This window comes from Zoogloea ramigera, assembly GCF_006539865.1.
GTDB classification, from domain to species: domain Bacteria; phylum Pseudomonadota; class Gammaproteobacteria; order Burkholderiales; family Rhodocyclaceae; genus Zoogloea; species Zoogloea ramigera.
Genome location: NZ_BJNV01000013.1, coordinates 14,089 through 35,092 on the forward strand (window position 1 = coordinate 14,089; position 21,004 = coordinate 35,092).

Below are 21,004 nucleotides of genomic sequence, written 5' to 3' on the forward strand. Positions count from 1 at the left end.
ACGGGGCGGGCAAGAGTGTGGGCGGTGCAATCAGAGCCGACGGCCTGAAGGTGCAAGTATTCAGTTAGCCTAGTTTGGGGTCAATCCCCGCACCTCGGTGCCCCGGCCATTGTTCACACTCTCACCCACGCCTCCATGCGGATAACCCACGCATGGCCCGGAATCTTACCCACTCTGGGCAAAAGCAACAAAAAAGCGCCTCTGGGGCGCTTTGATGAACACTTGGCGGAGGCGGTGAGATTCGAACTCACGAAGGGTTTCCCCTTGCCGGTTTTCAAGACCGGTGCAATCGACCACTCTGCCACACCTCCTACAGGGCGCGCATTCTAGCACGCTGCGGAGTGCCGCCAAGGGCATACGCACGACGATTGAAACTTTCCCACCCCTCCGCTACTCTCACTCACCGCAGGCTACCCTGTTTAACATCAATTCGGAGGTTTTTCATGCAACTCGACACTTACGGTCAGCAAACGCAGGTTCTGTCGCAAAGCGCAAACCGCGTGCTGCGCAACACCTACATGCTGCTCGCACTCACTATGGTGCCGACCGTTGCCGGCGCGCTCCTGGGCGTGCAGATGCAGTTCTCGTTCCTGGTGGGCAGTCCGTTCATTGCCTTCATGCTGTTCCTGGGGATCTCGTTTGCTTTCTTCTGGGGCATCGAGCGCAACAAGAACAGCGGCCTCGGGGTGGCGCTGCTGTTGGGCTTCACCTTCTTCATGGGCCTGATGCTGTCGCGCATCCTGCAGGTGGCCCTGGGCTTCTCCAATGGCGGCTCGATGATTGCCCTGGCTGCCGGCGGCACCGGCGCGATCTTCGTAACGATGGCCGGTATCGCCAGCGTCTCCAAGCGCGACTTCACCAACATGGGCAAGTTCCTGACTGTCGGCCTGGTGGTTGTGCTGCTGGCGATGGTGGCAAACATCTTCCTGCAGATGCCGGTGCTTCACTTGGTGATCTCGGCTGCCGTGGTGCTGCTCTTCTCGGGCTACATCCTGTACGACATCAGCAACATCGTGCAGGGCGGCGAGACCAACTACGTAACGGCCACGCTGGCGGTGTACCTGGACGTCTATAACGTCTTCGTCAGCCTGCTCAACCTGATCATGGCCTTCGGTGGCGATCGCGACTGAGCGATTTTCACCAAATAAAAAAGGCGACCTTCGGGTCGCCTTTTTTCATGCTCGGCGCTCGGGCTCAATCCCGCTCGAAGAGCGCAATCGACTCCACATGGGAGGTCTGCGGGAACATGTTGGCAATCCCCGCGCCCTTGAGGCGGTAGCCCTTCTCGTGAAACAGCACCGCGGTGTCCCGCGCCAGCGTCGCGGGATTGCAGGACACATAGACGATACGCCGGGGCGCCGTCGGGCCCAGCGCCTTGACCACGGCAACGGCCCCCTCCCGGGGTGGGTCGATCAGCATCTTGTCGAGCCGGCCCAGGGCGGCGATGCTGTCTTCCGTCGCTTCGAAGAGGTTGGCCGCATGGAACTCGCTGTTACCGGCGAGCCCGTTGGCTGCGGCGTTTTCGGCGGCCCGCCGCACCAGCGCATCACTCCCCTCGACCCCGACCACATGGGCGCCCAACTTGGCAATCGGCAAGCTGAAGTTGCCCAGACCGCAGAACAGGTCGGCGATGCGCTCGCCCGGCTGCGGATCGAGCAGCTGCATCGAGCGGCGCATCAACAGGCGGTTGATGCCCATATTGACCTGAGTGAAATCGGTGGGCCTGAAGGCCATCGACACCCCGAACTCGGGCAACGTGTAAGCAAGGCCCGGTGCATCGGCCGGATGCAGGCGCCGGCATGAATCCGGACCCGTCAGCTGCAGCCAGATCTGCACGCCGGCGCTCTCGCCAAAGGCGCGCAGGAGCGCCTCATCCTTCTTCGAGAACGGCAACAGGTGGCGGAACACCAGCACGGTGATCCCCTCGCCCACCGCCACCTCGATCTGCGGGACGCGGTCGGGAATCGACAGCGCGCCCACCAGTTCATGCAAACCCGGCAACAGCGCCGAGACATGGGGCGGGAGGATCGGGCAGCGCCGCATGTCCGAGATGTAACTGCTGCGCCGCTCGTGGAAGCCGATCAGGATACCGCCCTTGCTCGGCACCTGGCGCACGGTGAGGCGCGCCCGGTAGCGATATCCCCAGGAGGGGCCGACGATGGCCGGATAGAGCACCTCCGGCCGGACCCGCCCGATATGCCACAGCGCGTTCTCGAGCACCCGCTGCTTGGCCGCCACCTGGGCTGAGGGCTCCAGGTGCTGCATGCTGCAACCGCCGCAAACACCAAAGTACTCGCAGGCCGGCTCGACACGCTGGGCGCTCGCCTCGAGCACGCGCACGACCTCGGCCTGCTCGTAGTTCGGCTTGACCTTGTAGGGCGCAAAACTTACCCGCTCGCCCGGCAACGCGCCTTCGATGAAGATCGTCTTGCCGTCGACGCGGCTGACGCCCCGCCCCTCGTGGTCCAGGGATTCGACAAAGGCTTCGCGGATGGGAGGAGCGTCACGCATGATCGGCGTCGGTAAAGGAAGGGCGCCATTTTAGCGAGCGGACAGGGCATTGCAAGGCAAGGCGCTATAATGCCGCCATGACAAATACTCTTCTTGGCGGCCTGTCGGCCGAGGAATTCCTCGCCGAATACTGGCAAAAGAAACCGCTCCTCGTTCGCCAGGCGGTTCCCGGCTTCACCGGTGTCGTCACCCGTGAAGAAATCTTTCAACTCGCCCGCGACCCGGACGTCGAGTCGCGTTACGTCACCCACGACAACCACGACTGGGAGGTCATCCGCGGCCCCCAGAAGGCCGCCGACCTGCGCAACAAGAAGCGCCCCTGGACGGTCCTGGTGCAGGGCCTCAACCTGTTCTGCCCCGACGGTGATGCGCTCCTCCACCGTTTCGACTTCATCCCCCAGGCGCGCCTCGACGATCTGATGGTGAGCTATGCCGTCGATGGCGGAGGCGTCGGCCCCCATTTCGACAACTACGACGTCTTCCTGCTGCAGGGTATCGGCCAGCGCCGCTGGCTGCTGAGCGACCAGGACGACCGCAGCCTGATCGAGGATGCCCCGCTCAAGATCCTCCAGGATTTCCGGCCGGTGCACGACTGGGTTCTCAACCCGGGCGACATGCTCTATCTGCCCCCCCAATGGGCCCACAACGGGATCGCGATCGGCGAGTGCACCACCTACTCCATCGGCTTCCGCTCGCCCACCTATCAGGAGCTCGCCCAGCAGTTTCTGGGCTACCTGCAGGAGGCCATCCAGCTCGACGGCATCTACACCGACCCCGACCTGCGCCGCCAGGCCAATTCCGCCGAGATCGGTGACGCCATGGTCGATCGGGTCGCCGAATCCCTCAGGCGGATCACCTGGAGCCGCGACGACGTGCGTCGCTTCCTCGGCGCCTACCTCACCGAGCCCAAGGCCCACATCTTCTTCGACTCGCCGGACGAACCCCTCGAGCACGACGACTTTCTCGATGCCTGCGCCGAAGGGATCTCCCTCGACCCCAGGAGCCTCCTGCTATTCACCGAAGGCCAGTTTTTCCTGAACGGGGAACCGGTCCATGTAGAGCCCTGCGATCAGGCCATCCTGCAAGGATTCGCCGACCGCCGCCGGCTCGATTCCATCGCAGGCCTGTCCGAAGAAGGCACCGCGTTACTCTACGACTGGTACTGCTGCGGATTTGCTCACGTATCAGACGATTTAATGGACTAAACAACTGTCCGAAGCCCCTGGATCTCGCGGGATTCGGCCTGTTGCGGCAACGCAACAATGTCTTTATTCAAGCACTTCGTCCGTGATATGATCTTGCGCGAATCGGGTTCCCCACCTGATTGCTGCTGAATATCATTGCTGTAAATCATTTATCGATAAGGGAAACCAACAATGAAACAATCTCTCCTGGTTGCTGCTCTCGTTGCACTCGCTGTTACCGCCTGCGGCAAGAAGGAAGAGCCGAAGCCCGTTGAAGCTCCGGCCCCCGCCGCTGCCCCGGCCGCTCCGGCTGCTCCCGCCGCTGAAGCCAAGCCCGCCGAAGCTCCGGCCGCCGCCCCGGCTGCTGATGCCAAGCCCGCTGAAGCTGCCGCTCCGGCCGCCGATGCCAAGCCCGCTGAAGCCGCTGCTCCGGCCGCCACTGGCAACACCGCTGAAAACGCTGCTGCTGCCGCTGCGACCGCCGAGAAGAAGTAATTCTTCCTGCGTCGAAAAAGCCAACCCTCGGGTTGGCTTTTTTTACGTGTGCAGCATCCGCAAGGCCTGCCGCCTGCAAGGGTAAAAAAAACGCCGGACATACCGGCGTTTCTTGCATGAAGCTCCACTCAAGGCTGGAACGCTACTTCAGCTCCTGGTGCAACAAGCCGAGGATCTTGCGGGCCGAATCGGACGTATCCACCCCCCCCTCACGGGTGAGCACCTGCACGGAAGAAGTGCTATCGGCCGCCTTGACGTAGATCCGATACTGGCTGCCGGCCTGCACTGCCGGCTTGTTGCTGCGCCAGAAAGCGAGCTTGGAGAGGATGCCTTCGTCGTCCTTCTTCTTGACGTCGGCTTCCGGGTCCACGTAGCGAACGTAATACAGCCCCTGGGAGCGATCCCTGTCTTCGACGGTGAAACCCACCCGGTCAAGGGCAAGGCCAACGCGGCGCCAGGAGCGATCGAAGCCTTCTTCGAGCTGCAAGGCCGAAACGCCGCCCGAAGCGCCCTGGAGGCGTGCCTTTTCGGCCTTCGGCTGCGCGGCGATCTGCGCTTTGGCGCGCGCCTCGTCGGCACCGAGATGAATCATCAGGCGCTGCAGAAACTCGGCTTCGAGATCGGGATCAGCAGGGCGCGGCTGCCAGATGGTGCGGTTCTTGGCTTCATCCGGGTAGATTTCCATCATGCCGCGGTGGCTGATGTAGATCTCCACCTGACCGGCCTCAGCGCCCGTCTCGAAGCGGGTGCGGAACTTGTCGCGCTCCGGCGTCGAGTAAAGGCTGTCGAGCACCTTGCCGAGGGTTCGGCGGATGACGTCGTTGTTGATCTTGGCGCGGTTCTCGGCCCAATCGGTTTCCATCACACCGATCTCGGGCCGATCCACGCTCAGGATGAAGCCATTCTCCTGCCAGAACTCCCGCATCTGGGGCCACAGCTTTTCAGCGGAACCCTGGACGACGAGCCAACGCTGGGAACCCGAGCGTTCCACGCGCATCTTGTCTGCCGACTGTGGCGCCACGACGACCGGCTGGGCTGCCACCGGGCTGGCAACAGCCGCCTGGCCACCCCGCTCGGCACTATAGGCGGAGAAGGTGGCTGAGCCCCTGGGGCTGACGTCCGGAACCGCGTAACGACTGTCGGCTGTGGGCGTCGTGAGGTCGGGAGGGACTTCCAGGGAGGGCAGCGCGGCGGTGGCGGCCGCACTCTTGTAGTCGATTTTCTTGGATTCCAGCAAGGAACCGGAACACCCGGCCAGGGCGATCGAGACAACGACCGCCGCACCGGATGTCAGCTTTCGGCTTTGCATGCGTGACCCTCGGGGTGGGAAAGACAAACTCAGTAACTCAAACTGCGTCAAACTTCGATACCCGCCTGGCGCAGGGCTTCGAGCACCCGCGGCTGGCAGGATTCGGACAACGGGGTGAGCGGCAGGCGGATGTGGCCGCCGATCAGGCCCATCTGCTCAACGGCCCACTTGACCGGAATCGGGTTGGCCTCGCAGAACAGGTGGCGGTGCAGGCCGACGAGCTTCGCGTTGATTTCCCGCGCCAGCAGGCCGTCGCCTTTGGCTGCCGCGACGCACAGCTCGTGCATCAGACGCGGCGCCACGTTGGCGGTGACCGAGATGGTGCCGTGGCCGCCCAGCATGATGAAGGCCATCGCCGTCATGTCGTCGCCGGTGTAAAGGGCGAAACCCTTGGGGGCCCGGGCAACGAGATCGCAGGCGCGGTCGATGTTGCCGGTGGCGTCCTTGATGCCGATGATGTTCGGGACTTCGGCAAGGCGCAGCGCGGTGTCGTTGGACAGGTCCGCCACGGTGCGGCCCGGCACGTTGTACAGGATCATCGGCAGGGGGCTCGCCTCGGCGATGGTCCGGAAATGCCGATACATGCCTTCCTGGGTCGGGCGATTGTAGTAAGGCACGACCGACAGGCCAGCCACCGCACCCGCCTTGCGGGAGAACTCGGTGAGCTCGATGGCCTCGCTGGTGGAGTTCGCGCCCGTGCCGGCGATCACCGGAATGCGACCGGCCGAGTGCTCGACCGCCACACGAATCAGTTCGCAGTGCTCTTCCACGTTAACCGTGGGGGACTCGCCGGTGGTGCCGACCACGACGATACCGTCGGTACCTTCCTGGATGTGAAAGTCGATGAGGCTGCGGAAGCGGGGCAGATCCAGGCTGCCATCTTCTTGCATCGGCGTGACGATGGCGACAATCGAACCGGTAATCATGGGCTGTCGGGAATGGATGGAAAGATCACTATTGTACCGAATCACTTCCCGAAGGCTAGCCGGGCGCAAATGACTGTTACGAAAAGCCCCGCCGGAGCGGGGCATCGCGGTGACAAGACAGCAGAAAAGCCTACAGATCGGCCAGGGTCTTGATGTGGGCCACGACGCTGCGGGCCAGCGACGACAGGGAATAGCCGCCTTCGAGCATCGACACGATGCGCCGGCCCGACGACTCGGCGGCCACCTTCTTGAGCTGCTCGGTGGCCCACATGTAGTCGGCCTCGACCAGGCCCAGGGAGCCCATGTCATCCTCGTAGTGGGCGTCGAAACCCGCCGAGATGAAGATCATCTCGGGCGCATGGTTGCGCAGGGCCGGCATCCAGATGTCGGTGACGATCTCCCGGAACACGTCGCCCCGCGAGCCGGCCTTGATCGGCACATTGACCATGTTGGGAGCCGGGTTGTCGGCGCCGCTGTACGGATAGAACGGATGCTGGAAGATGCTGACCATCAGCACGCGAGGGTCGTCCTTGAAGATGTCCTCGGTGCCATTGCCATGGTGAACATCGAAATCGACCACCGCGATGCGCTTGAGGCCATGCTCTTCGAGGGCGTGCCGGGCGGCCACAGCCACATTGTTGAAGAAGCAGAAGCCCATCGCCTTGGCCGCTTCGGCGTGATGGCCAGGCGGACGGATCGCGCAGAAGGCGTTCTCGACCTCACCGGACAGCACCAGGTCGGTCGCCAGCACGCCGGCCCCCGCAGAGCGCAGGGCCGCCTTCATGGTGCCGGGGCTCATCGCGGTATCGGGATCGAGGTGACGGATGCCGCTCTCTGGCACACTCGCCAGGATCTCCTCGACGTGCTCCCGCGGATGCGCCCGGGAGAGCTGCTCCACCGTCGCCAGCGGCGCGTCGTGGAACGACAGGTACATATCCAGCCCCGCCGCAATCAAGCGGTCGTTGATGGCCGCCAGGCGCTCCGGCGACTCCGGGTGATGCTCCCCCATGTTATGCAGCCAGCAATCTCGGTGCGTGATGAATGCCGTACTCGTCATAAACTACTCTCCCTGCCCTCTTCCGAGACATTGATGCGTTGATTATTGCGGCTTGCGGCGAACGCCACCGCCCCTCAGGGTTCCAATGCAGCGCGAAACCACTCCGGCGTGTCTCTGCCGGGCCTCCTATTGTGGAATCATTATCCGCCTAACCCGACTCCGAAAAAAGCCCAAGACATGCCAAGCCGTATCGCCCGCCGCCTCACCGAGGCTGCCAGCCGCATCATCCTCGGCAAGGAGCATGCCGTGCGCCTCGCCCTGGCCTGCATCCTCGCCCGCGGCCACCTCCTCATCGAGGACATCCCCGGCGTCGGCAAGACCACCCTCGCCCACGTCCTCGCGCGCCTCCTCGGCCTGCAGTTCCAGCGCATCCAGTTCACCAGCGACATGCTGCCGGCCGACATCATCGGGGTGTCCATCTTCGACCAGCGCGACGCCAGCTTCCGCTTCCATCCGGGCCCGGTGTTTGCCCAGCTGCTTCTTGCCGACGAGATCAACCGCGCCACGCCCAAGGCCCAGAGCGCCCTGCTCGAAGCCATGGAGGAGCGCCAGATCAGCGCCGAGGGCCAGACCTGGCGCCTGCCCGAACCCTTCTTCGTGATCGCCACCCAGAACCCGGCCGACCAGATCGGCACCTTTCCGCTCCCCGAGAGCCAGCTCGACCGCTTCCTGATGCGCATCTCGCTCGGCTACCCCGACCGCGCCGCCGAGCGCGCCCTGCTGGCCGGCGAGGACCGCCGCGAACTCGTCGCCCGCCTGCCCGCCGAGCTCCAGGCCGGCGAGCTCGACAGCCTCTTCGAGGCCACCCGCCACATCCACGCCGGGCCGCGGCTGCTTGATTACGTCCAGGCACTGCTCGAGCACAGTCGCGAGGGCACCGGCTTTGCCCTCGGCCTCTCGCCCCGGGCCGGGCTCGGCCTGCTCGCCGCGGCGCGGGCCTGGGCGCTGCTCGGAGGGCGCGATCACGTCCTGCCGGAAGACGTGCAGGCCGTGCTGCCCGCGGTGGCCGGCCACCGCCTGCGCGCCACCGGCGACGCCCCGCAGGGGCCAGACGCCCTCGTCCGTCGGCTCGTCGAGGCCGTGCCGCTGCCATGACGACACGCCGGGCCGACATCGTCACGGCCATCAAGGCACGCCTCCAGCGCTGGCTGTTCCGGGTCGGCGGGCCAGAGGCCGGGCCGATCACCCTCGGGCAGCGGCGGATCTTCGTGCTCCCCACCGGCTTCGGGCTGGCCCTCGCGCTAACACTTCTGGTGATGCTGCTGGCCTCCATCAACTACACCCTCAGCCTCGGCTTCGCGCTGACCTTCCTGATCGGCGGCGTCGCCTGGGTGAGCATCCACCACGCCTTTCGCAACCTGGTGGATCTCACCGTGAGCCCCGGGCGCAGCGAGGCGGTGTTCTGTGGCGAGGCGGCCCGCTTCGGCGTGCAGTTCCACAACACGGGGCGCCGCCCCCGGCTCGGCCTCCAGCTGTGGCCCAGCGGTGGCGCGCCCGGCGATGACGGCTTCGACATCGCCCCGCAGGCCGGCGCCGTGCATTTCGTCGCGATCCCGACCCGTCAGCGCGGCTGGCTGCAGCTGCCACGCCTGCACCTGGAAACCCGCCACCCCCTCGGCCTCATCCGGGCCTGGAGCCTGTTCCAGCCCGACCAGCGCTGCCTGGTCTACCCCACGCCGGCGGCCGATGCCCCACCCCTGCACCACGACGGCGACGACCACCCCGGCAGCACCGCCAACGGACGCGGCCGCGACGACTTCGCCGGGCTGCGCCATCACCAAGCGAGCGACTCGCCCCGCCACGTCGCCTGGAAGAGCGTCGCCCGCGGCGGCCCCTGGCGCACCAAGGAGTTCGATGGCGGCGGCAGCCAGCGAGTCTGGCTAGACTGGCAGCACCTGCCGCCCGGCGCGGGCATCGAAGCCCGCCTCTCGCGGCTCACCCGCTGGGTCGTCGATGCCGACGCCGCCGGCCTCGAATACGGCCTGCGCCTGCCGGGCGTCGAGCTCCCGCCGGCAACGGGCAGCGCCCACCGCCACGCCTGCCTCGCCGCCCTCGCCCTTTTCGGACTGCCCACCGCCCATGCCCAGCCTGCGTCGTGATCAGGTCGGCTGGCTGCTGGCCGGCGCGGCGCTCACCCTTGCCCCCCATGCCGGCCACCTGCCGCCGGCCATCAGCGCCCTGTGTGCGCTGCTGCTCGTCTGGCGGGGCCTCATCGCCCAGCGCGGCAGCCGCCTGCCGCCGCGTACGCTGCTCGTCGTGCTGGCGGCGGGTGTGGTCGGCTCCGTGTTGCTGGAGTTCCACCACTTCTTCGGCAAGGAGCCCGGCATCGCGCTGCTCGCCGGCCTGCTCAGCCTGAAGCTGCTCGAGACCGACAGCCTGCGCGACGCCCGGGCGGCGGTCCTGCTGAGCCTCTTCATGCAGCTCGGGCAGTTTCTCTACCAGCAGGACATGGCCATCGCGGCACTCGCGCTGCTCGGCACCCTCGCCAGCATCGGCACGCTGCTGGCGCTGCAGGGCCGCGCCGAAGCCGTCGCCCCGCGCGCCCTGGCCGCGCTCCGCCTGCTTCTCCTGGCCCTGCCCCTGATGCTGGTGCTGTTCCTGCTGTTCCCGCGGGTCCAGGGCCCCCTGTGGGGGCTGCCGGCCGACGCCTACAGCGCCGTCAGCGGGCTCTCCGACAACATGGCACCGGGGGACATCGCACGGGTCAGCGAATCTGCCGAGATCGCCTTCCGCGCCGCCTTCGAGGGCGACCCGCCGCCGCCGGCCGAGCGCTACTGGCGCGGCCCCGTGCTGACCCGCTTCGACGGCCGGACCTGGCGCCCCGGCCCGAGCCGCCGACACGGCCAGCCCTTCTACCGGAGCAGCGGCCCCGCCTACCCCTACACGCTCACCCTCGAGCCCCACAACCAGCACTGGCTGCTGGCCCTCGACTTCCCCGGCCCGGCGGCCGGCCTGGCTTACGGCGACGACTTCCGGCTGCTCTCCCGCGAGCCCGTGCGCAGCCGGCTGCGCCTCGAACTGGTCGCCCACCCGGCCACGCCGGTCGGGCTCGACGAGAACCCACGCACCCTCCAGGAAGCACTCAAGCTGCCGCCCGGCTTCAACCCGCGCACCCGCGCCCTCGGCGAGCAACTGCGCGCCGCCGCCGGGCGTGCCGACGACATCCCCGCCCTGGCGATCCGCCACTTCCGCGACAGCCGGCTGGCCTACACCCTGACGCCCGCCCCGCTCGGCCGGGACGACGTGGACAGCTTCCTGTTCGACACCCGGCAGGGCTTCTGCGAGCACTTCGCTGCTGCCTTCGTCGTCACGATGCGGGCCGCCGGCGTCCCGGCGCGGGTCGTCACCGGCTACCAGGGGGGCGAGATCAACCCGGTCGATGGCACCCTGGTCGTCCGCCAGTCGGACGCCCACGCCTGGGCCGAGGTGTGGCTGGCAACAAAGGGCTGGCTGCGGGTCGACCCGACCGCCGCCAGCGCCCCCCGGCGCATCGACGGAGGCCTCGCCGCGGCCCTGCCCGGCTCCGCCCGGCTGCCCTTGCTGGCTCGCAGCGATCTGCCCTGGCTGCGCGCCCTACGCGACCGCATGGACGCCGTGAACAACCGCTGGAACCAGTGGGTTCTCGGGTACAATCCGGCCCGCCAGCGGGAGCTCGTCGCCAGCCTGGGCTTCGGCGACACCGGCTGGCAGAGCCTCATCGCACTGATGGCCGGCGGCTGCGCCGTCGTGATGGGCGGCCTGACCCTGTGGGCCCTGCGCCGCGTGAGCACCACCGACGCGATCGACCGCAGCTGGTTGCGGGTATGCCGCCGGCTCGCCGCGGCCGGCCACCCACGCCAGGCCTGGGAAGGCCCCAGCAACTACGCCAGCCGTCTCGCCCGCGAGGCGCCCGAAGCCGCCGCCGGGCTCGCCCCCATCGCCGCCGACTACGCCCGGCTGCGCTACGGCCCGGCCCCCGCCGATGCCGCCCTGCTGAAGCGATTCCACCACTCCTCCAGGAAGTTCCGCCCCCGATGAAGACCGCAATCTCCCGCCCGCTGCGCGCGCTCACCCTGCTCGCCGGCTTCGCCGCTGCCGCCACGGGCCACGCCTCCGAACGCTACGCCGACCGGCCGGAAACCCAGCAGTTCATCGAGGAGATGCAGCAGCGCCACGGCTTCGACAAGGACGCCCTCACCTACATCTTCCGCCGGGCCGAATACCTGCCGTCGGTCATCAAGTACATCTCGCCGCCGAAGGACCCGGGCGTGCGCTCCTGGCAGCGCTACCGCAGCCGCTTCATCGAGCCGGTGCGCATCAAGGCCGGCGTGGCCTTCTGGGATCGCCACGCCGACACCATCCGCACCGCCAGCGAAAAATACGGGGTACCCGAGGAGATCATCGTCGGCATCATCGGGGTGGAAACCATCTACGGGCGCAACACGGGCAACTTCCAGGCGGTCTCGGCCCTCGCCACGCTGGCCTTCGACTACCCGCGCCGGGCAGAACTCTTCCGGGGCGAACTCGAATCGCTGCTGCTGATGGCCCGCGAGCAGCACCGCGACCCGCTCGACTATCAAGGCTCCTACGCCGGCGCCCTCGGCCTGCCGCAGTTTCTGCCGAGCAGCGTGCGCAACTATGCGGTGGACTTCGACGGCGACGGGCAGATCGACCTGCTCGGCAGCCCCAAGGACGCCATCGGCAGCGTGGCCCGCTACATGCAGATGCACGGCTGGGAGGCGGGCGGGCCGGTGGCGGTGCGCGCCAGCCTGGATTCCGACACAAACCTGGCGCCGCTGCTCGCCAAAGACATCACCCCGGCCTTCGACAGCGCCACCCTGGCCAGCCACGGCGTGCGCGCCATGAGCAGCGCGGAAGGCGCCGGCAAGGCCGCCTTCGTCGAGCTGGTGACGCCCGGCCAGGACAGCGAATACTGGCTCGGCTACCAGAACTTCTACGTGATCACCCGGTACAACCGCAGCAGCTTCTACGCCATGTCGGTGTTCCAGCTCGGCGAGGCGGTCAAGGCGGCCCGGGCTGCCGCAGCCAGCGGCAAGGACAACCAGGCTCGTGCCAGGTGAACCTCCGCCGGGCGCGGGCGAGCCCGCCCTGGCGTGGATTTCCGGGCTGAACGCCTACAGCAGCTCCAGCACCTTCTCGGGCGGGCGCCCGATCACCGCGCGCTCACCGCACACCACGATGGGCCGCTCGATGAGGATGGGGTGCGCCACCAGCGCATCCAGCCACTCGGCCTCGGTCAGGCTGCGCCCCTTGAATTCAAGCTTGTAGACCTCTTCGCCCTTGCGGACGATGTCCTCGGCCTTCATGCCCAGCCTGGCGAGCACGGCGGCGAGCTCGTCGCGGCTGGGCGGCGTCTTCAGATATTCGACCACCTCGAAGGCCAGGCCCCGCTCCTCCAGCAACTGGCAGGCGGAACGGCTCTTGGAACAGCGGGCGTTGTGATACACGCGAAGGGTTTCGCTCATGATCGGAGAGTCGGTGGGGAGTGGTGGCGCGGGCCATGGCCCGCAGGGGCTTACAGCAGCACGTCCTTGGAGACGCCCCGGCGCTTGATGATGCGGCGCAACTGGCCGAGGGCCTCGAGCTGGATCTGGCGCACCCGCTCGCGGGTCAGCTCGAGGGCGTCGGCGAGCTCCTCGAGGGTCTGCACCTCGCACTCGTCGATGCCATAGCGGTGGCGGATCACCATCCGCTGCTTCTCGCTGAGCTGGCCTATCCATTCCCGGACCAGGGTCTCGACCTCGAGATCCTGGATCTGCACTTCGGGCGTCTCGGCGTCCTCGTCGGCGAGGGATTCGCCGATGGACAGCGTAGGGTCGATGTCGAGGGGTGCGTCGAGGGACGCGGTGTGTTCGTTGAGGGCGAGGATGGCCCGCACCTCGCTGACCGGGCGCTCCATCCGCCGCGCCACGTCGTCGACGGTGGCGTCGCCGTTGCTCATCGCCTCCAGCTGGCGCTTGGTGCGCAGCACCTGGTTGAGCTCTTTCACCACGTGCACCGGCAGGCGGATGGTGCGCGACTGGTTCATGATCGCCCGCTCGATGTTCTGGCGGATCCACCAGGTGGCGTAGGTGGAGAAACGGAAACCGCGCTCAGGGTCGAACTTTTCGAGGGCGTGGATGAGGCCGAGGTTGCCCTCCTCGACCAGGTCGAGCAGCGGGATCCCGCGGTTCAGGTAGTGCTTGGCGATGTTCACGACCAGGCGCAGGTTGCGCTCGATCAGGGTCTGGCGGGCGGGGAAATCGCCCGCGCGCAGGCGCCGCGCAAGCGCCAGCTCTTCTTCGGCCGTCAAGAGCGGGTTGGCGCCGATCTCGTTGAGATACAGCTGGGTGACATCGCCGAGAAATTCGGTATCGGGCGGCTGCGCGGGCGGCTCGAAGAAAACCTCCACCTCCGGCGGCAGATCCTGCTCGGCGCTATCCAGTTCTTCAGGCACAGCCGGATCGTACATGCAGCCCTCTTTCGCTTAGCGTTAGCCCCAACCGGCGGATCACGCCGGCCCTGTTGGTGGAGACAACCCCGCCCCTGAAGGCGGACTCACGGCACCGCAGCCCTGACCGCCAGCAAGCCTGTCAGCGCGGCGGGAGGTACTTGCCCGGGTCTACCGGCTTGCCCTGCCGGCGGATCTCGAAGTGCAGCTTCGGGCGGTCGCTGTCGGTATCGCCCAGCTCGGCAATCTTCTGGCCCTTGCTCACCGCCTGCCCTTCCTTGACCAGCAGGCTCTGGTTGTGGGCGTAGGCGCTGAGGAAACTATTGTCGTGCTTGACGATGACAAGTTTGCCATAGCCGCGCAGGCCCGTGCCGGCATAAACGACGCGGCCCCCGGCGGCGGCCAGCACCGGATCACCCGGCTTGCCGGCCAGATCGACCCCCTTGCTGGAGGTTTCGTTGAAGGCCGCGATGACCTTGCCCGACGTGGGCCAGGCCCAGTCTATCTTGTCGCCATTGCCCGCGGGTTCCGGCTTGGCCTCGGGCTTGGCTTCCGGTTTCGCCTCGGGCTTCGCTTCCGGCCTGGGCTCGGGCTTTGCCTCCGGACGGGGTTCCGGCTTCGGCTCGACCTTGGCCACAGCGAGCGGCGTGTCGGGCTTCTGGGCCTGGGCCCAGGCCTGCTCGGAGTACGGCAGCTTGCCACCCTTGGGCTCCCGGCGCACACCGTCGGCGGGCACCGCCGGCGCGGCAGCGGCGGGCGCAACGGGGCGGGTGTCGGCACCGCCAGAGGGCGGCGCGACGGGCCGGGTCACCGCGGTGGATTCGGGGCGAACGACGCGCAACTCCTGGCCCACTTCGATCAGGTTGGGGTTCTCCAGCCCGTTCCAGGCGGAGATGTCCCGGTAGTTCTGCCCGTGGTCGAGGGCGATCCGGATCAGGGTGTCACCGGGCTTGACGATGTAATGGCCGGGGCGCGCCACCCGCGGTGGTGCGGCGGCTTCGGCCGGCGCCGTCGCGCCCCCCGCGCGGCTGCGCTCGGTCACGGGAACCGGTGCCTTGGTGGCACAGGCGGCCAGCGTCAGGACGATGAAAAGGCTGCTGAAACTGGAACGGGACAACATCATGCGTAGTCGGGATGAATCATTCTGTGCCGGGCAGCAGCGGCACGAAGCGCACTGCGTTCAGGCGAGTTTCGCGGAGACCGCGGGACGTGCGCTCGACGAGCACCAGGGTCTGGTCACCGCAGCCCACCGGCAGGATGAGGCGCCCGCCCTCGGTGAGCTGCTCGGTCAGGGCCGGCGGCACCTTGGGCGCCGCCGCCGCCACGATGATCGAATCGTAGGGCGCCGCCTCCTTGAGGCCGGCGCTACCGTCGGCGTGTTTCAGGCGCACGTTGGGCAGGCGCAGGTGGCGCAGGTTGAGCCGCGCACGGTCGAGCAGCGGCCGCAGGCGCTCGACCGAATAGACCTCGGTGGCCACGTGGGACAAAACCGCCGCCTGATAACCACAGCCGGTGCCGACTTCGAGGGTCTTGCCGAGCTCGCGCCCGGCGCCGAGGATCTCGATCATCCGCGCCACCACGAAGGGCTGGGAGATGGTCTGCTGCAAACCCAGGGGCAGCGCGGTGTCTTCGTAGGCGCGGCTCGCAAGGGCTTCCTCGACGAAGAGCTGCCGCGGCACCGCCATCATCGCGGCAAGCACCCGCTCGTCGCGGATGCCCTGCTCGCGCAGGCGCTCTATCATGCGCGCCCTGGCCCGCTGGGCCGTCTGCAGGGCGGCGCGCAGGACTTCGCTGCTCATCGGCCCAGCCAGTCGCCGATGCTGGCGATCTGGGCGACGTGGGTCAGGTCGATCTGCAGCGGCGTCACCGAAACATAGCCGTTGGCCACCGCGTGGAAATCGGTGCCCTCGCCGGCGTCCTGGGCTGCACCGGCGGCGCCGACCCAATACACCGTCTCGTTGCGCGGGGTGACTGACTTGACGGTCGGCTCGGCCTTGTGGCGCTTGCCGAGGCGGGTGACGCGAATGCCCTTGATCTGGTCGAAGGGCAGGTCGGGCACGTTGACGTTGAGGAGGGTCGGCTGGCGCACCGGCTCGCGCTGGTAACGCTCAACGAGTTCGCGGGCCACCCGGGCCGCGGCCGAGAAATCGAAGGCACCCTTGGCCACCAGCGAGATCGCGATGGCCGGCACGCCGAGCAGGAAACCCTCAGTGGCCGCCGCGACGGTGCCGGAGTAGATCGTGTCGTCGCCCATGTTGGCGCCGTGGTTGATGCCCGACACGACCATGTCGGGGAGCTCCTCGAGCATCCCGGTCACCGCCAGATGCACGCAGTCGGTCGGCGTACCATTGACATAATGGAAGCCACTCGCCGCCTTGCGCAGGGACAGCGGGCGGTCGAGGGTGAGGGAATTGCTGGCCCCACTACGATCCCGCTCCGGCGCCACCACCGTCACCCTGCCCACCTCCGCCAGCGCACCGGCGAGGGCCTGAAGACCGGGAGCGAAATAACCGTCGTCGTTGGAGAGCAGGATGCGCATGGAATTGTCGGGATCAGGTCTGGCTCGGTGGGGAGGCAGGTTCGCGAAACACGCGTCCTGCACGGGCGTGGCCCGGCGGACGGCAGCGCTTGGGAGACCTTGAACAGTCAGCGAGTTTAGCAGAGTCGGCTTTGCAGCCGCTAGGCGCAATGCCGGGAGGCCGCCCAGCGGGCGCACGGCGCGGCCCGCTCGCCCGCAGCAAGGCGCCCTAGGGTCGCCACCGGCCCACCGTAGGGCGCCTGCAGCGCGAAAAATTTACGGACCCGCGGTAATTTTCGGCCAAGTCGCCCGTCTACCCCTCCGAGACTCCACACCGCATTCACGGGAGAACCCCATGTTGATCCGCCGCACCGCCGACATCCTGCCCTCCGAAATCACGCCACCCGACGTTTACCGAAGCCGGCGTAACTTCCTCGCCCAGGCCGGCGGCCTCACCGCGGCCGCGGCGCTGCCCATGGCCTCCGCCCACGCGGCGACGGCCTTCGGCCCCCTCGCCGCCAGCCCGCTGAGCACCACCGAAACCCCCACCAGCCGCCGCGCGGTGACCACCTACAACAATTTCTACGAGCTCGGCACCGACAAGAGCGACCCCGCCGAAAACATCCACCGGCTCAAGCCCTCGCCGTGGACGCTGCGCATCGAGGGCCTGGTGAACAAGCCGCGCAGCCTCGGCATCGACGAGCTGCTGAAGCTGGTGCCGCCCGAGGAGCGCATCTACCGGATGCGCTGCGTGGAGGGCTGGTCGATGGTGATCCCGTGGGTGGGCATTCCGCTGGGCAGCCTGCTCAAGCTCGTCGAGCCCCAGGGCAGCGCCAAGTACGTGGAGTTCGTCTCGCACTACGACCGGGCCACGATGACCCGCGGCGTGCTCGACTGGCCCTACACCGAGGGCCTGCGCCTCGACGAGGCCCGCCACCCGCTGACGATCCTCGCCGTCGGGCTGTACGGCGAGGTGCTGCCGGTACAAAATGGCGCCCCGGTGCGCCTCGTCGTGCCCTGGAAGTACGGTTTCAAGGGTGCCAAGTCGCTGGTGGCGATCCGTTTCGTCGAACGTCAGCCCGTCACCGCCTGGATGAAGGCCGGGCCGTCGGAGTACGGCTTCTACGCCAACGTGAACCCCGACGTGGACCACCCCCGCTGGAGCCAGGCCACCGAGCGGCGCATCGGCGAATTCACGAAGCGCAAGACCCTGATGCTTAACGGCTACTCCGACCAGGTCGGATCGCTCTATGCGGGCATGGACCTGCGTCGTTTCTACTGACCCACGATTCCCCCGATGACTCCCAGCAATCCGCAGCTCACCGCCATCAAGGCCGCCCTCTTCCTTGCCTGTCTGCTGCCCGCCGGGCTGCTGTGGCAGGGCTTCGAGGCCGACAGCCTGGGCGCCAACCCCATCGAGGCGATCACCCGCAGCCTCGGTGAGTGGACACTACGTTTCCTGTTGATCACCCTAGCCGTCACGCCGCTGCGCAAATACACCGGCTGGCACTGGATCGTGCGCCTGCGCCGCACCCTGGGCCTGTTCGCCTTCGCCTACGGCGTGGCGCACCTGATGAGCTATGTGTGGCTCGACCAGTTCTTCGACTGGCCGGCCATCGCCAAAGACATCCTGAAGCGGCCCTTCATCACCGTCGGCTTCGCGGCGCTGGTGCTGATGATTCCGCTCGCCGCCACCTCCAGCAACTTCGCGATCCGCCGGCTCGGCGGCCGCAAATGGCAGTCGCTGCACCGGGCGATCTACCCCATCGCCATGCTCGGCTGCCTGCACTTCTGGTGGCTGGTAAAAAAGGACATCACCGAGCCGCTCGTCTATTCGGTGATCCTCGCCGCGCTGCTGGGCGTGCGGATGTGGTGGCGCGAACAGGAGCGCCGCCGCCAGCTGGCCGGCGCCTACCTGCCCCAGACACCGAAGTTCAAGGGCAAGGTCATCAAGATCTTCTCGGAGTGATCCGGCACCCACACCGGCGGCCGCTCAGGCCTTGGGGCGGATCGCCGACTTGGGCCGGAAGGCCTTGACCACGGCCTCGTCGGTCTCGATGTAGGGCCCGCCGATCAGGTCGATGCAGTAAGGCACCGCGGCAAAGATGCCGGGCACCTTGTGCGCGCCGTCGGTGTCCTTCAGGCCCTCGAGGGTCTCGGCGATGGCCTTGGGCTGGCCGGGCAGGTTGAGGATCAGCGACTTGCCGCGGATCACCCCCACCTGCCGCGACAGGATCGCGGTCGGCACGAAAGCCAGGCTGATCTGGCGCATCTGCTCGCCAAAGCCCGGCATCACCCGGTCAGCCACCGCCAGCGTGGCTTCGGGCGTCACGTCCCGCGGGGCCGGGCCGGTGCCGCCGGTGGTCAACACCAGATGGCAGCCGGCCACATCGCACAGCTCGATGAGGGCGGCCTCGATGAGGGGTTGCTCGTCGGGGATCAGGCGGGTCTCCATCTCCCACGGCGACGTCAGCGCGTGGCCGAACCACGCCTGCAGGGCGGGAATGCCCTTGTCCTCATACACACCACTGGAAGCACGGTCGCTGATCGACACCAGGCCGATGCGGAGCAGTTCGCTCATTCCTCGCCCTCGCCTTCGAGTTCGTCGTCACGCGTGGCTGCGCCCTCCTCGATCTCGCGGAGCAGCCGGAACAGCTCGCGATAGGCCCGCGGTGGCTTGTTCTGCTCTTTTTCCTTGATCGCGTTGCGGCGCAGCACGCGGAGCTGCTGCAGGTCGGCACCCGGGTAGGTTTCGGCGATGGAGTGCAAAAACTTCTCGTCTTCGAGCAGCAGGGTGCGCATGTTCTCGAGGCGGTGCATCTTCGCCGTCTCAACCGCCGAGACGCCCTTGAAGGCGTCGAGTGCGGCGCGGATCGGCTCCGGGTCGACGTTGCGCATCAGCCGGCCGATGTACTGCAGCTGGCGGCGCTTGGCCTCGTGGGCGGTGAAGCGCTGGTAGTCCTTGACGGCGTCGCGCAGGTCTTCGTCGATGGGCACCTTCGCGAGGCGCTCCTTGCCGAGTTCGGCCAGCTCGGCGCCGAGATCCTGCAGCGCCTTGCTGGCGCGCTTCATCGCGGATTTGCTCGGGCCGAGGTCTTCTTCTTCGTCGTGGTGGTATTTGTGATGGGCCATCTGGGGGCAGTCCGGGGTCGGAAAGGCTCGGGAAGGGTTAAGATTATAACCTTTAGCCCAGCCCCCACCCGGAACCATGGCCGACAAGCGTTTCAGTTTCAGTCAGGACGACCTCAAGAACATCGCCGAAGACATCCTCAAGTTCGCCAGAAAGCGCGGCGCCTCGGCCTGCGAGGCGGATGTCTCGGAGGGCTTCGGCCAGTCGGTGAGCGTGCGGCGTGACGAGGTGGACACCATCGAATACAACCGCGACAAGGGCGTCGGCGTGACCATCTACGACGGCCAGAAGCGCGGCTACGCGAGCACCTCCGACTTCTCGAAAGAGGCCCTCAAGGCCACCGTCGACGCGGCGGTGTCGATCGCCCGCTTCACCGCCCCCGACCCCGCCGCCGGCCTGCCCGACGAGGCCCTGCTGGCCCGCGACTGCCCCGACTTCGACCTCTATCACCCGTGGAAGATCTCCACCGAAGAAGCCATCGAACTCTCCCGCCGCTGCGAGCGCGCGGCCTTCGCAGTGAGCCCGGAGATCCGCAACTCCGAGGGCGCCAGCGTGTCGATGCAGGAGTCCCACTTCATCTCGGCCAACAGCCTGGGCTTCATGGGCGGCTACGCCAGTTCGCGCCACTACCTGTCGTGCTCGGTGATCGCCGGCGAAGGCGACGACATGCAGCGCGACGACTGGTACAGCACCAAGCGTGACCCGGCCGAGCTGGCCGACGCCGAGGAGATCGGCACCTTCGCCGCCCGTCGCGCCCTGGCCCGCCTGGGTGCGCGCCAGATCCCCACCTGCGAGGTGCCGGTGCTGTTCGAGGCGCCCCTGGCCGCCGGCCTGATCGGCGCCTTCGTGCACGCGGTGAGCGGCGGTGCGCTGTACCGCAAATCCACCTTCCTGCACGACAGCCTGGGCAAGCAGGTCTTCCCGTCCCACATCCAGATCTCCGAGCGCCCGCACCTGCCCAAGGCCTTCGCCAGCAGCCCCTTCGACGACGACGGCGTGGCCACCCGCGACCGCGAGGTGATCATCGACGGCGTGCTGCAGGGCTATTTCCTCAGCACCTACTCGGCCCGCAAGATGGGCATGCAGACCACCGGCAACGCCGGCGGCAGCCACAACCTGCTGGTCAAGCCGGGCCGGCACGACCTCGCCGGCCTCATCAAGCAGATGGACCGCGGCCTGCTCGTCACCGAACTCCTCGGCCACGGCGTCAACTACGTCACCGGCGACTACTCCCGCGGTGCGGCCGGCTTCTGGGTCGAGAACGGCATCATCCAGTACCCGGTGCACGAGATCACCATCGCCGGCAACCTCAAGGACATGCTGATGGGCATCCGCGAGATCGGCTCCGACGTGCTGGTGCGCGGCTCCAAACACTGCGGCTCGATCCTCGTCGAGCGCATGACCGTGGCCGGCGCCTGAACGGCCACCCACGACTTTCCCTGCC

The 21,004-nt window shown here is 67.3% G+C and carries 21 protein-coding genes and 1 tRNA gene; 10 read left to right on the plus strand and 12 right to left on the minus strand.

What is annotated here, in order from left to right:
• Positions 1 to 223 precede the first annotated feature (223 nt).
• A tRNA-Ser gene (locus ZRA01_RS05735) sits at positions 224 to 311 on the minus strand.
• Positions 312 to 443: 132 nt separating this feature from the next.
• Here ZRA01_RS05735 and ZRA01_RS05740 point away from each other — a divergent pair.
• The gene (locus ZRA01_RS05740) at positions 444 to 1,130 is read left to right on the plus strand and encodes a Bax inhibitor-1/YccA family protein (RefSeq protein ID WP_141350172.1); all 687 of its coding nucleotides are present in this window, start codon (positions 444 to 446) and stop codon (positions 1,128 to 1,130) included.
• A gap of 64 nt (positions 1,131 to 1,194) precedes the next feature.
• Here the strand turns inward: ZRA01_RS05740 and rlmD are convergent, their stop codons facing one another.
• Positions 1,195 to 2,511 (minus strand): 23S rRNA (uracil(1939)-C(5))-methyltransferase RlmD, encoded by a 1,317-nt coding sequence (rlmD, locus tag ZRA01_RS05745; protein WP_371859285.1) that lies wholly within the window; start codon positions 2,509 to 2,511, stop codon positions 1,195 to 1,197.
• Positions 2,512 to 2,588: 77 nt separating this feature from the next.
• On the opposite strand from rlmD, the gene ZRA01_RS05750 reads away from it, so the two are divergent.
• A complete protein-coding gene (locus tag ZRA01_RS05750; RefSeq protein WP_141350174.1) occupies positions 2,589 to 3,716 on the plus strand; it encodes a ribosomal protein uL16 3-hydroxylase in 1,128 nt (375 codons plus the stop codon).
• 171 nt (positions 3,717 to 3,887) lie between these two features.
• Positions 3,888 to 4,190, plus strand: coding sequence for a hypothetical protein (locus tag ZRA01_RS05755; protein WP_141350175.1), 303 nt, complete (start codon positions 3,888 to 3,890; stop codon positions 4,188 to 4,190).
• 142 nt (positions 4,191 to 4,332) lie between these two features.
• On the opposite strand, the gene bamC is transcribed toward ZRA01_RS05755, so the two are convergent.
• The 3 genes from bamC to ZRA01_RS05770 form a co-directional block, all read right to left on the minus strand.
• Positions 4,333 to 5,499: an NlpB/DapX family lipoprotein gene (gene bamC, locus ZRA01_RS05760; protein WP_141350177.1), complete on the minus strand. Its 1,167-nt coding sequence runs from the start codon at positions 5,497 to 5,499 to the stop codon at positions 4,333 to 4,335.
• A gap of 47 nt (positions 5,500 to 5,546) precedes the next feature.
• A complete protein-coding gene (gene dapA / locus ZRA01_RS05765) occupies positions 5,547 to 6,425 on the minus strand; it encodes a 4-hydroxy-tetrahydrodipicolinate synthase (RefSeq protein WP_141350178.1) in 879 nt (292 codons plus the stop codon).
• Positions 6,426 to 6,555: 130 nt separating this feature from the next.
• Positions 6,556 to 7,482 carry a histone deacetylase family protein gene (locus ZRA01_RS05770; RefSeq protein WP_141350180.1) on the minus strand — a complete coding sequence of 309 codons (927 nt, stop codon included), beginning with the start codon at positions 7,480 to 7,482 and terminating at the stop codon, positions 6,556 to 6,558.
• Between the two features lie 177 nt (positions 7,483 to 7,659).
• Between ZRA01_RS05770 and ZRA01_RS05775 the strand changes: the two genes are divergently transcribed.
• The 4 genes from ZRA01_RS05775 to mltB are packed head-to-tail and all read left to right on the plus strand — an operon-like array spanning position 7,660 to position 12,542.
• Positions 7,660 to 8,577, plus strand: coding sequence for an AAA family ATPase (locus tag ZRA01_RS05775; RefSeq protein WP_141350182.1), 918 nt, complete (start codon positions 7,660 to 7,662; stop codon positions 8,575 to 8,577).
• A complete protein-coding gene (locus ZRA01_RS05780) occupies positions 8,574 to 9,581 on the plus strand; it encodes a DUF58 domain-containing protein (protein WP_141350183.1) in 1,008 nt (335 codons plus the stop codon). Before ZRA01_RS05775 ends, ZRA01_RS05780 begins: the two co-directional genes overlap by 4 nt.
• Positions 9,562 to 11,499 (plus strand): transglutaminase TgpA family protein, encoded by a 1,938-nt coding sequence (locus ZRA01_RS05785; RefSeq protein ID WP_141350185.1) that lies wholly within the window; start codon positions 9,562 to 9,564, stop codon positions 11,497 to 11,499. Before ZRA01_RS05780 ends, ZRA01_RS05785 begins: the two co-directional genes overlap by 20 nt.
• Positions 11,496 to 12,542 (plus strand): lytic murein transglycosylase B, encoded by a 1,047-nt coding sequence (gene mltB, locus ZRA01_RS05790; RefSeq protein ID WP_141350187.1) that lies wholly within the window; start codon positions 11,496 to 11,498, stop codon positions 12,540 to 12,542. The genes ZRA01_RS05785 and mltB overlap by 4 nt, the downstream gene beginning before the upstream one ends.
• 54 nt (positions 12,543 to 12,596) lie before the next feature.
• Here mltB and arsC read toward each other — a convergent pair whose 3' ends face one another.
• The 5 genes from arsC to surE all read right to left on the minus strand — a co-directional run bounded on the left by arsC (position 12,597) and on the right by surE (position 16,451).
• Positions 12,597 to 12,947 (minus strand): arsenate reductase (glutaredoxin), encoded by a 351-nt coding sequence (arsC, locus tag ZRA01_RS05795; RefSeq protein WP_141350189.1) that lies wholly within the window; start codon positions 12,945 to 12,947, stop codon positions 12,597 to 12,599.
• A 50-nt stretch (positions 12,948 to 12,997) separates the two neighbouring features.
• Positions 12,998 to 13,933 (minus strand): RNA polymerase sigma factor RpoS, encoded by a 936-nt coding sequence (rpoS, locus tag ZRA01_RS05800; protein WP_141350191.1) that lies wholly within the window; start codon positions 13,931 to 13,933, stop codon positions 12,998 to 13,000.
• A 121-nt stretch (positions 13,934 to 14,054) separates the two neighbouring features.
• Positions 14,055 to 15,035: a peptidoglycan DD-metalloendopeptidase family protein gene (locus tag ZRA01_RS05805; RefSeq protein ID WP_307724339.1), complete on the minus strand. Its 981-nt coding sequence runs from the start codon at positions 15,033 to 15,035 to the stop codon at positions 14,055 to 14,057.
• Positions 15,036 to 15,051: 16 nt separating this feature from the next.
• Positions 15,052 to 15,711, minus strand: a complete 660-nt coding sequence (locus tag ZRA01_RS05810) for a protein-L-isoaspartate(D-aspartate) O-methyltransferase (protein WP_141350193.1) — start codon at positions 15,709 to 15,711, stop codon at positions 15,052 to 15,054.
• On the minus strand, positions 15,708 to 16,451 hold the full coding sequence (surE, locus tag ZRA01_RS05815) for a 5'/3'-nucleotidase SurE (protein ID WP_141350195.1): 744 nt from the start codon (positions 16,449 to 16,451) through the stop codon (positions 15,708 to 15,710). Before surE ends, ZRA01_RS05810 begins: the two co-directional genes overlap by 4 nt.
• A gap of 334 nt (positions 16,452 to 16,785) precedes the next feature.
• Here surE and msrP point away from each other — a divergent pair, with 334 nt between their 5' ends.
• On the plus strand, positions 16,786 to 17,712 hold the full coding sequence (msrP, locus tag ZRA01_RS05820) for a protein-methionine-sulfoxide reductase catalytic subunit MsrP (RefSeq protein WP_141350197.1): 927 nt from the start codon (positions 16,786 to 16,788) through the stop codon (positions 17,710 to 17,712).
• A gap of 15 nt (positions 17,713 to 17,727) precedes the next feature.
• Complete coding sequence (msrQ, locus tag ZRA01_RS05825; protein ID WP_141350199.1) at positions 17,728 to 18,399, plus strand: protein-methionine-sulfoxide reductase heme-binding subunit MsrQ; 672 nt, start codon at positions 17,728 to 17,730, stop codon at positions 18,397 to 18,399.
• Positions 18,400 to 18,423: 24 nt separating this feature from the next.
• Here the strand turns inward: msrQ and mog are convergent, their stop codons facing one another.
• Together mog and yjgA are read right to left on the minus strand one after the other, a co-directional pair.
• Positions 18,424 to 19,011, minus strand: coding sequence for a molybdopterin adenylyltransferase (gene mog / locus ZRA01_RS05830; protein WP_141350201.1), 588 nt, complete (start codon positions 19,009 to 19,011; stop codon positions 18,424 to 18,426).
• Positions 19,008 to 19,562: a ribosome biogenesis factor YjgA gene (yjgA, locus tag ZRA01_RS05835; RefSeq protein WP_141350203.1), complete on the minus strand. Its 555-nt coding sequence runs from the start codon at positions 19,560 to 19,562 to the stop codon at positions 19,008 to 19,010. Before yjgA ends, mog begins: the two co-directional genes overlap by 4 nt.
• A 76-nt stretch (positions 19,563 to 19,638) precedes the next feature.
• Here yjgA and pmbA point away from each other — a divergent pair, with 76 nt between their 5' ends.
• A complete protein-coding gene (gene pmbA / locus ZRA01_RS05840) occupies positions 19,639 to 20,979 on the plus strand; it encodes a metalloprotease PmbA (RefSeq protein WP_141350205.1) in 1,341 nt (446 codons plus the stop codon).
• Positions 20,980 to 21,004 lie beyond the last annotated feature (25 nt).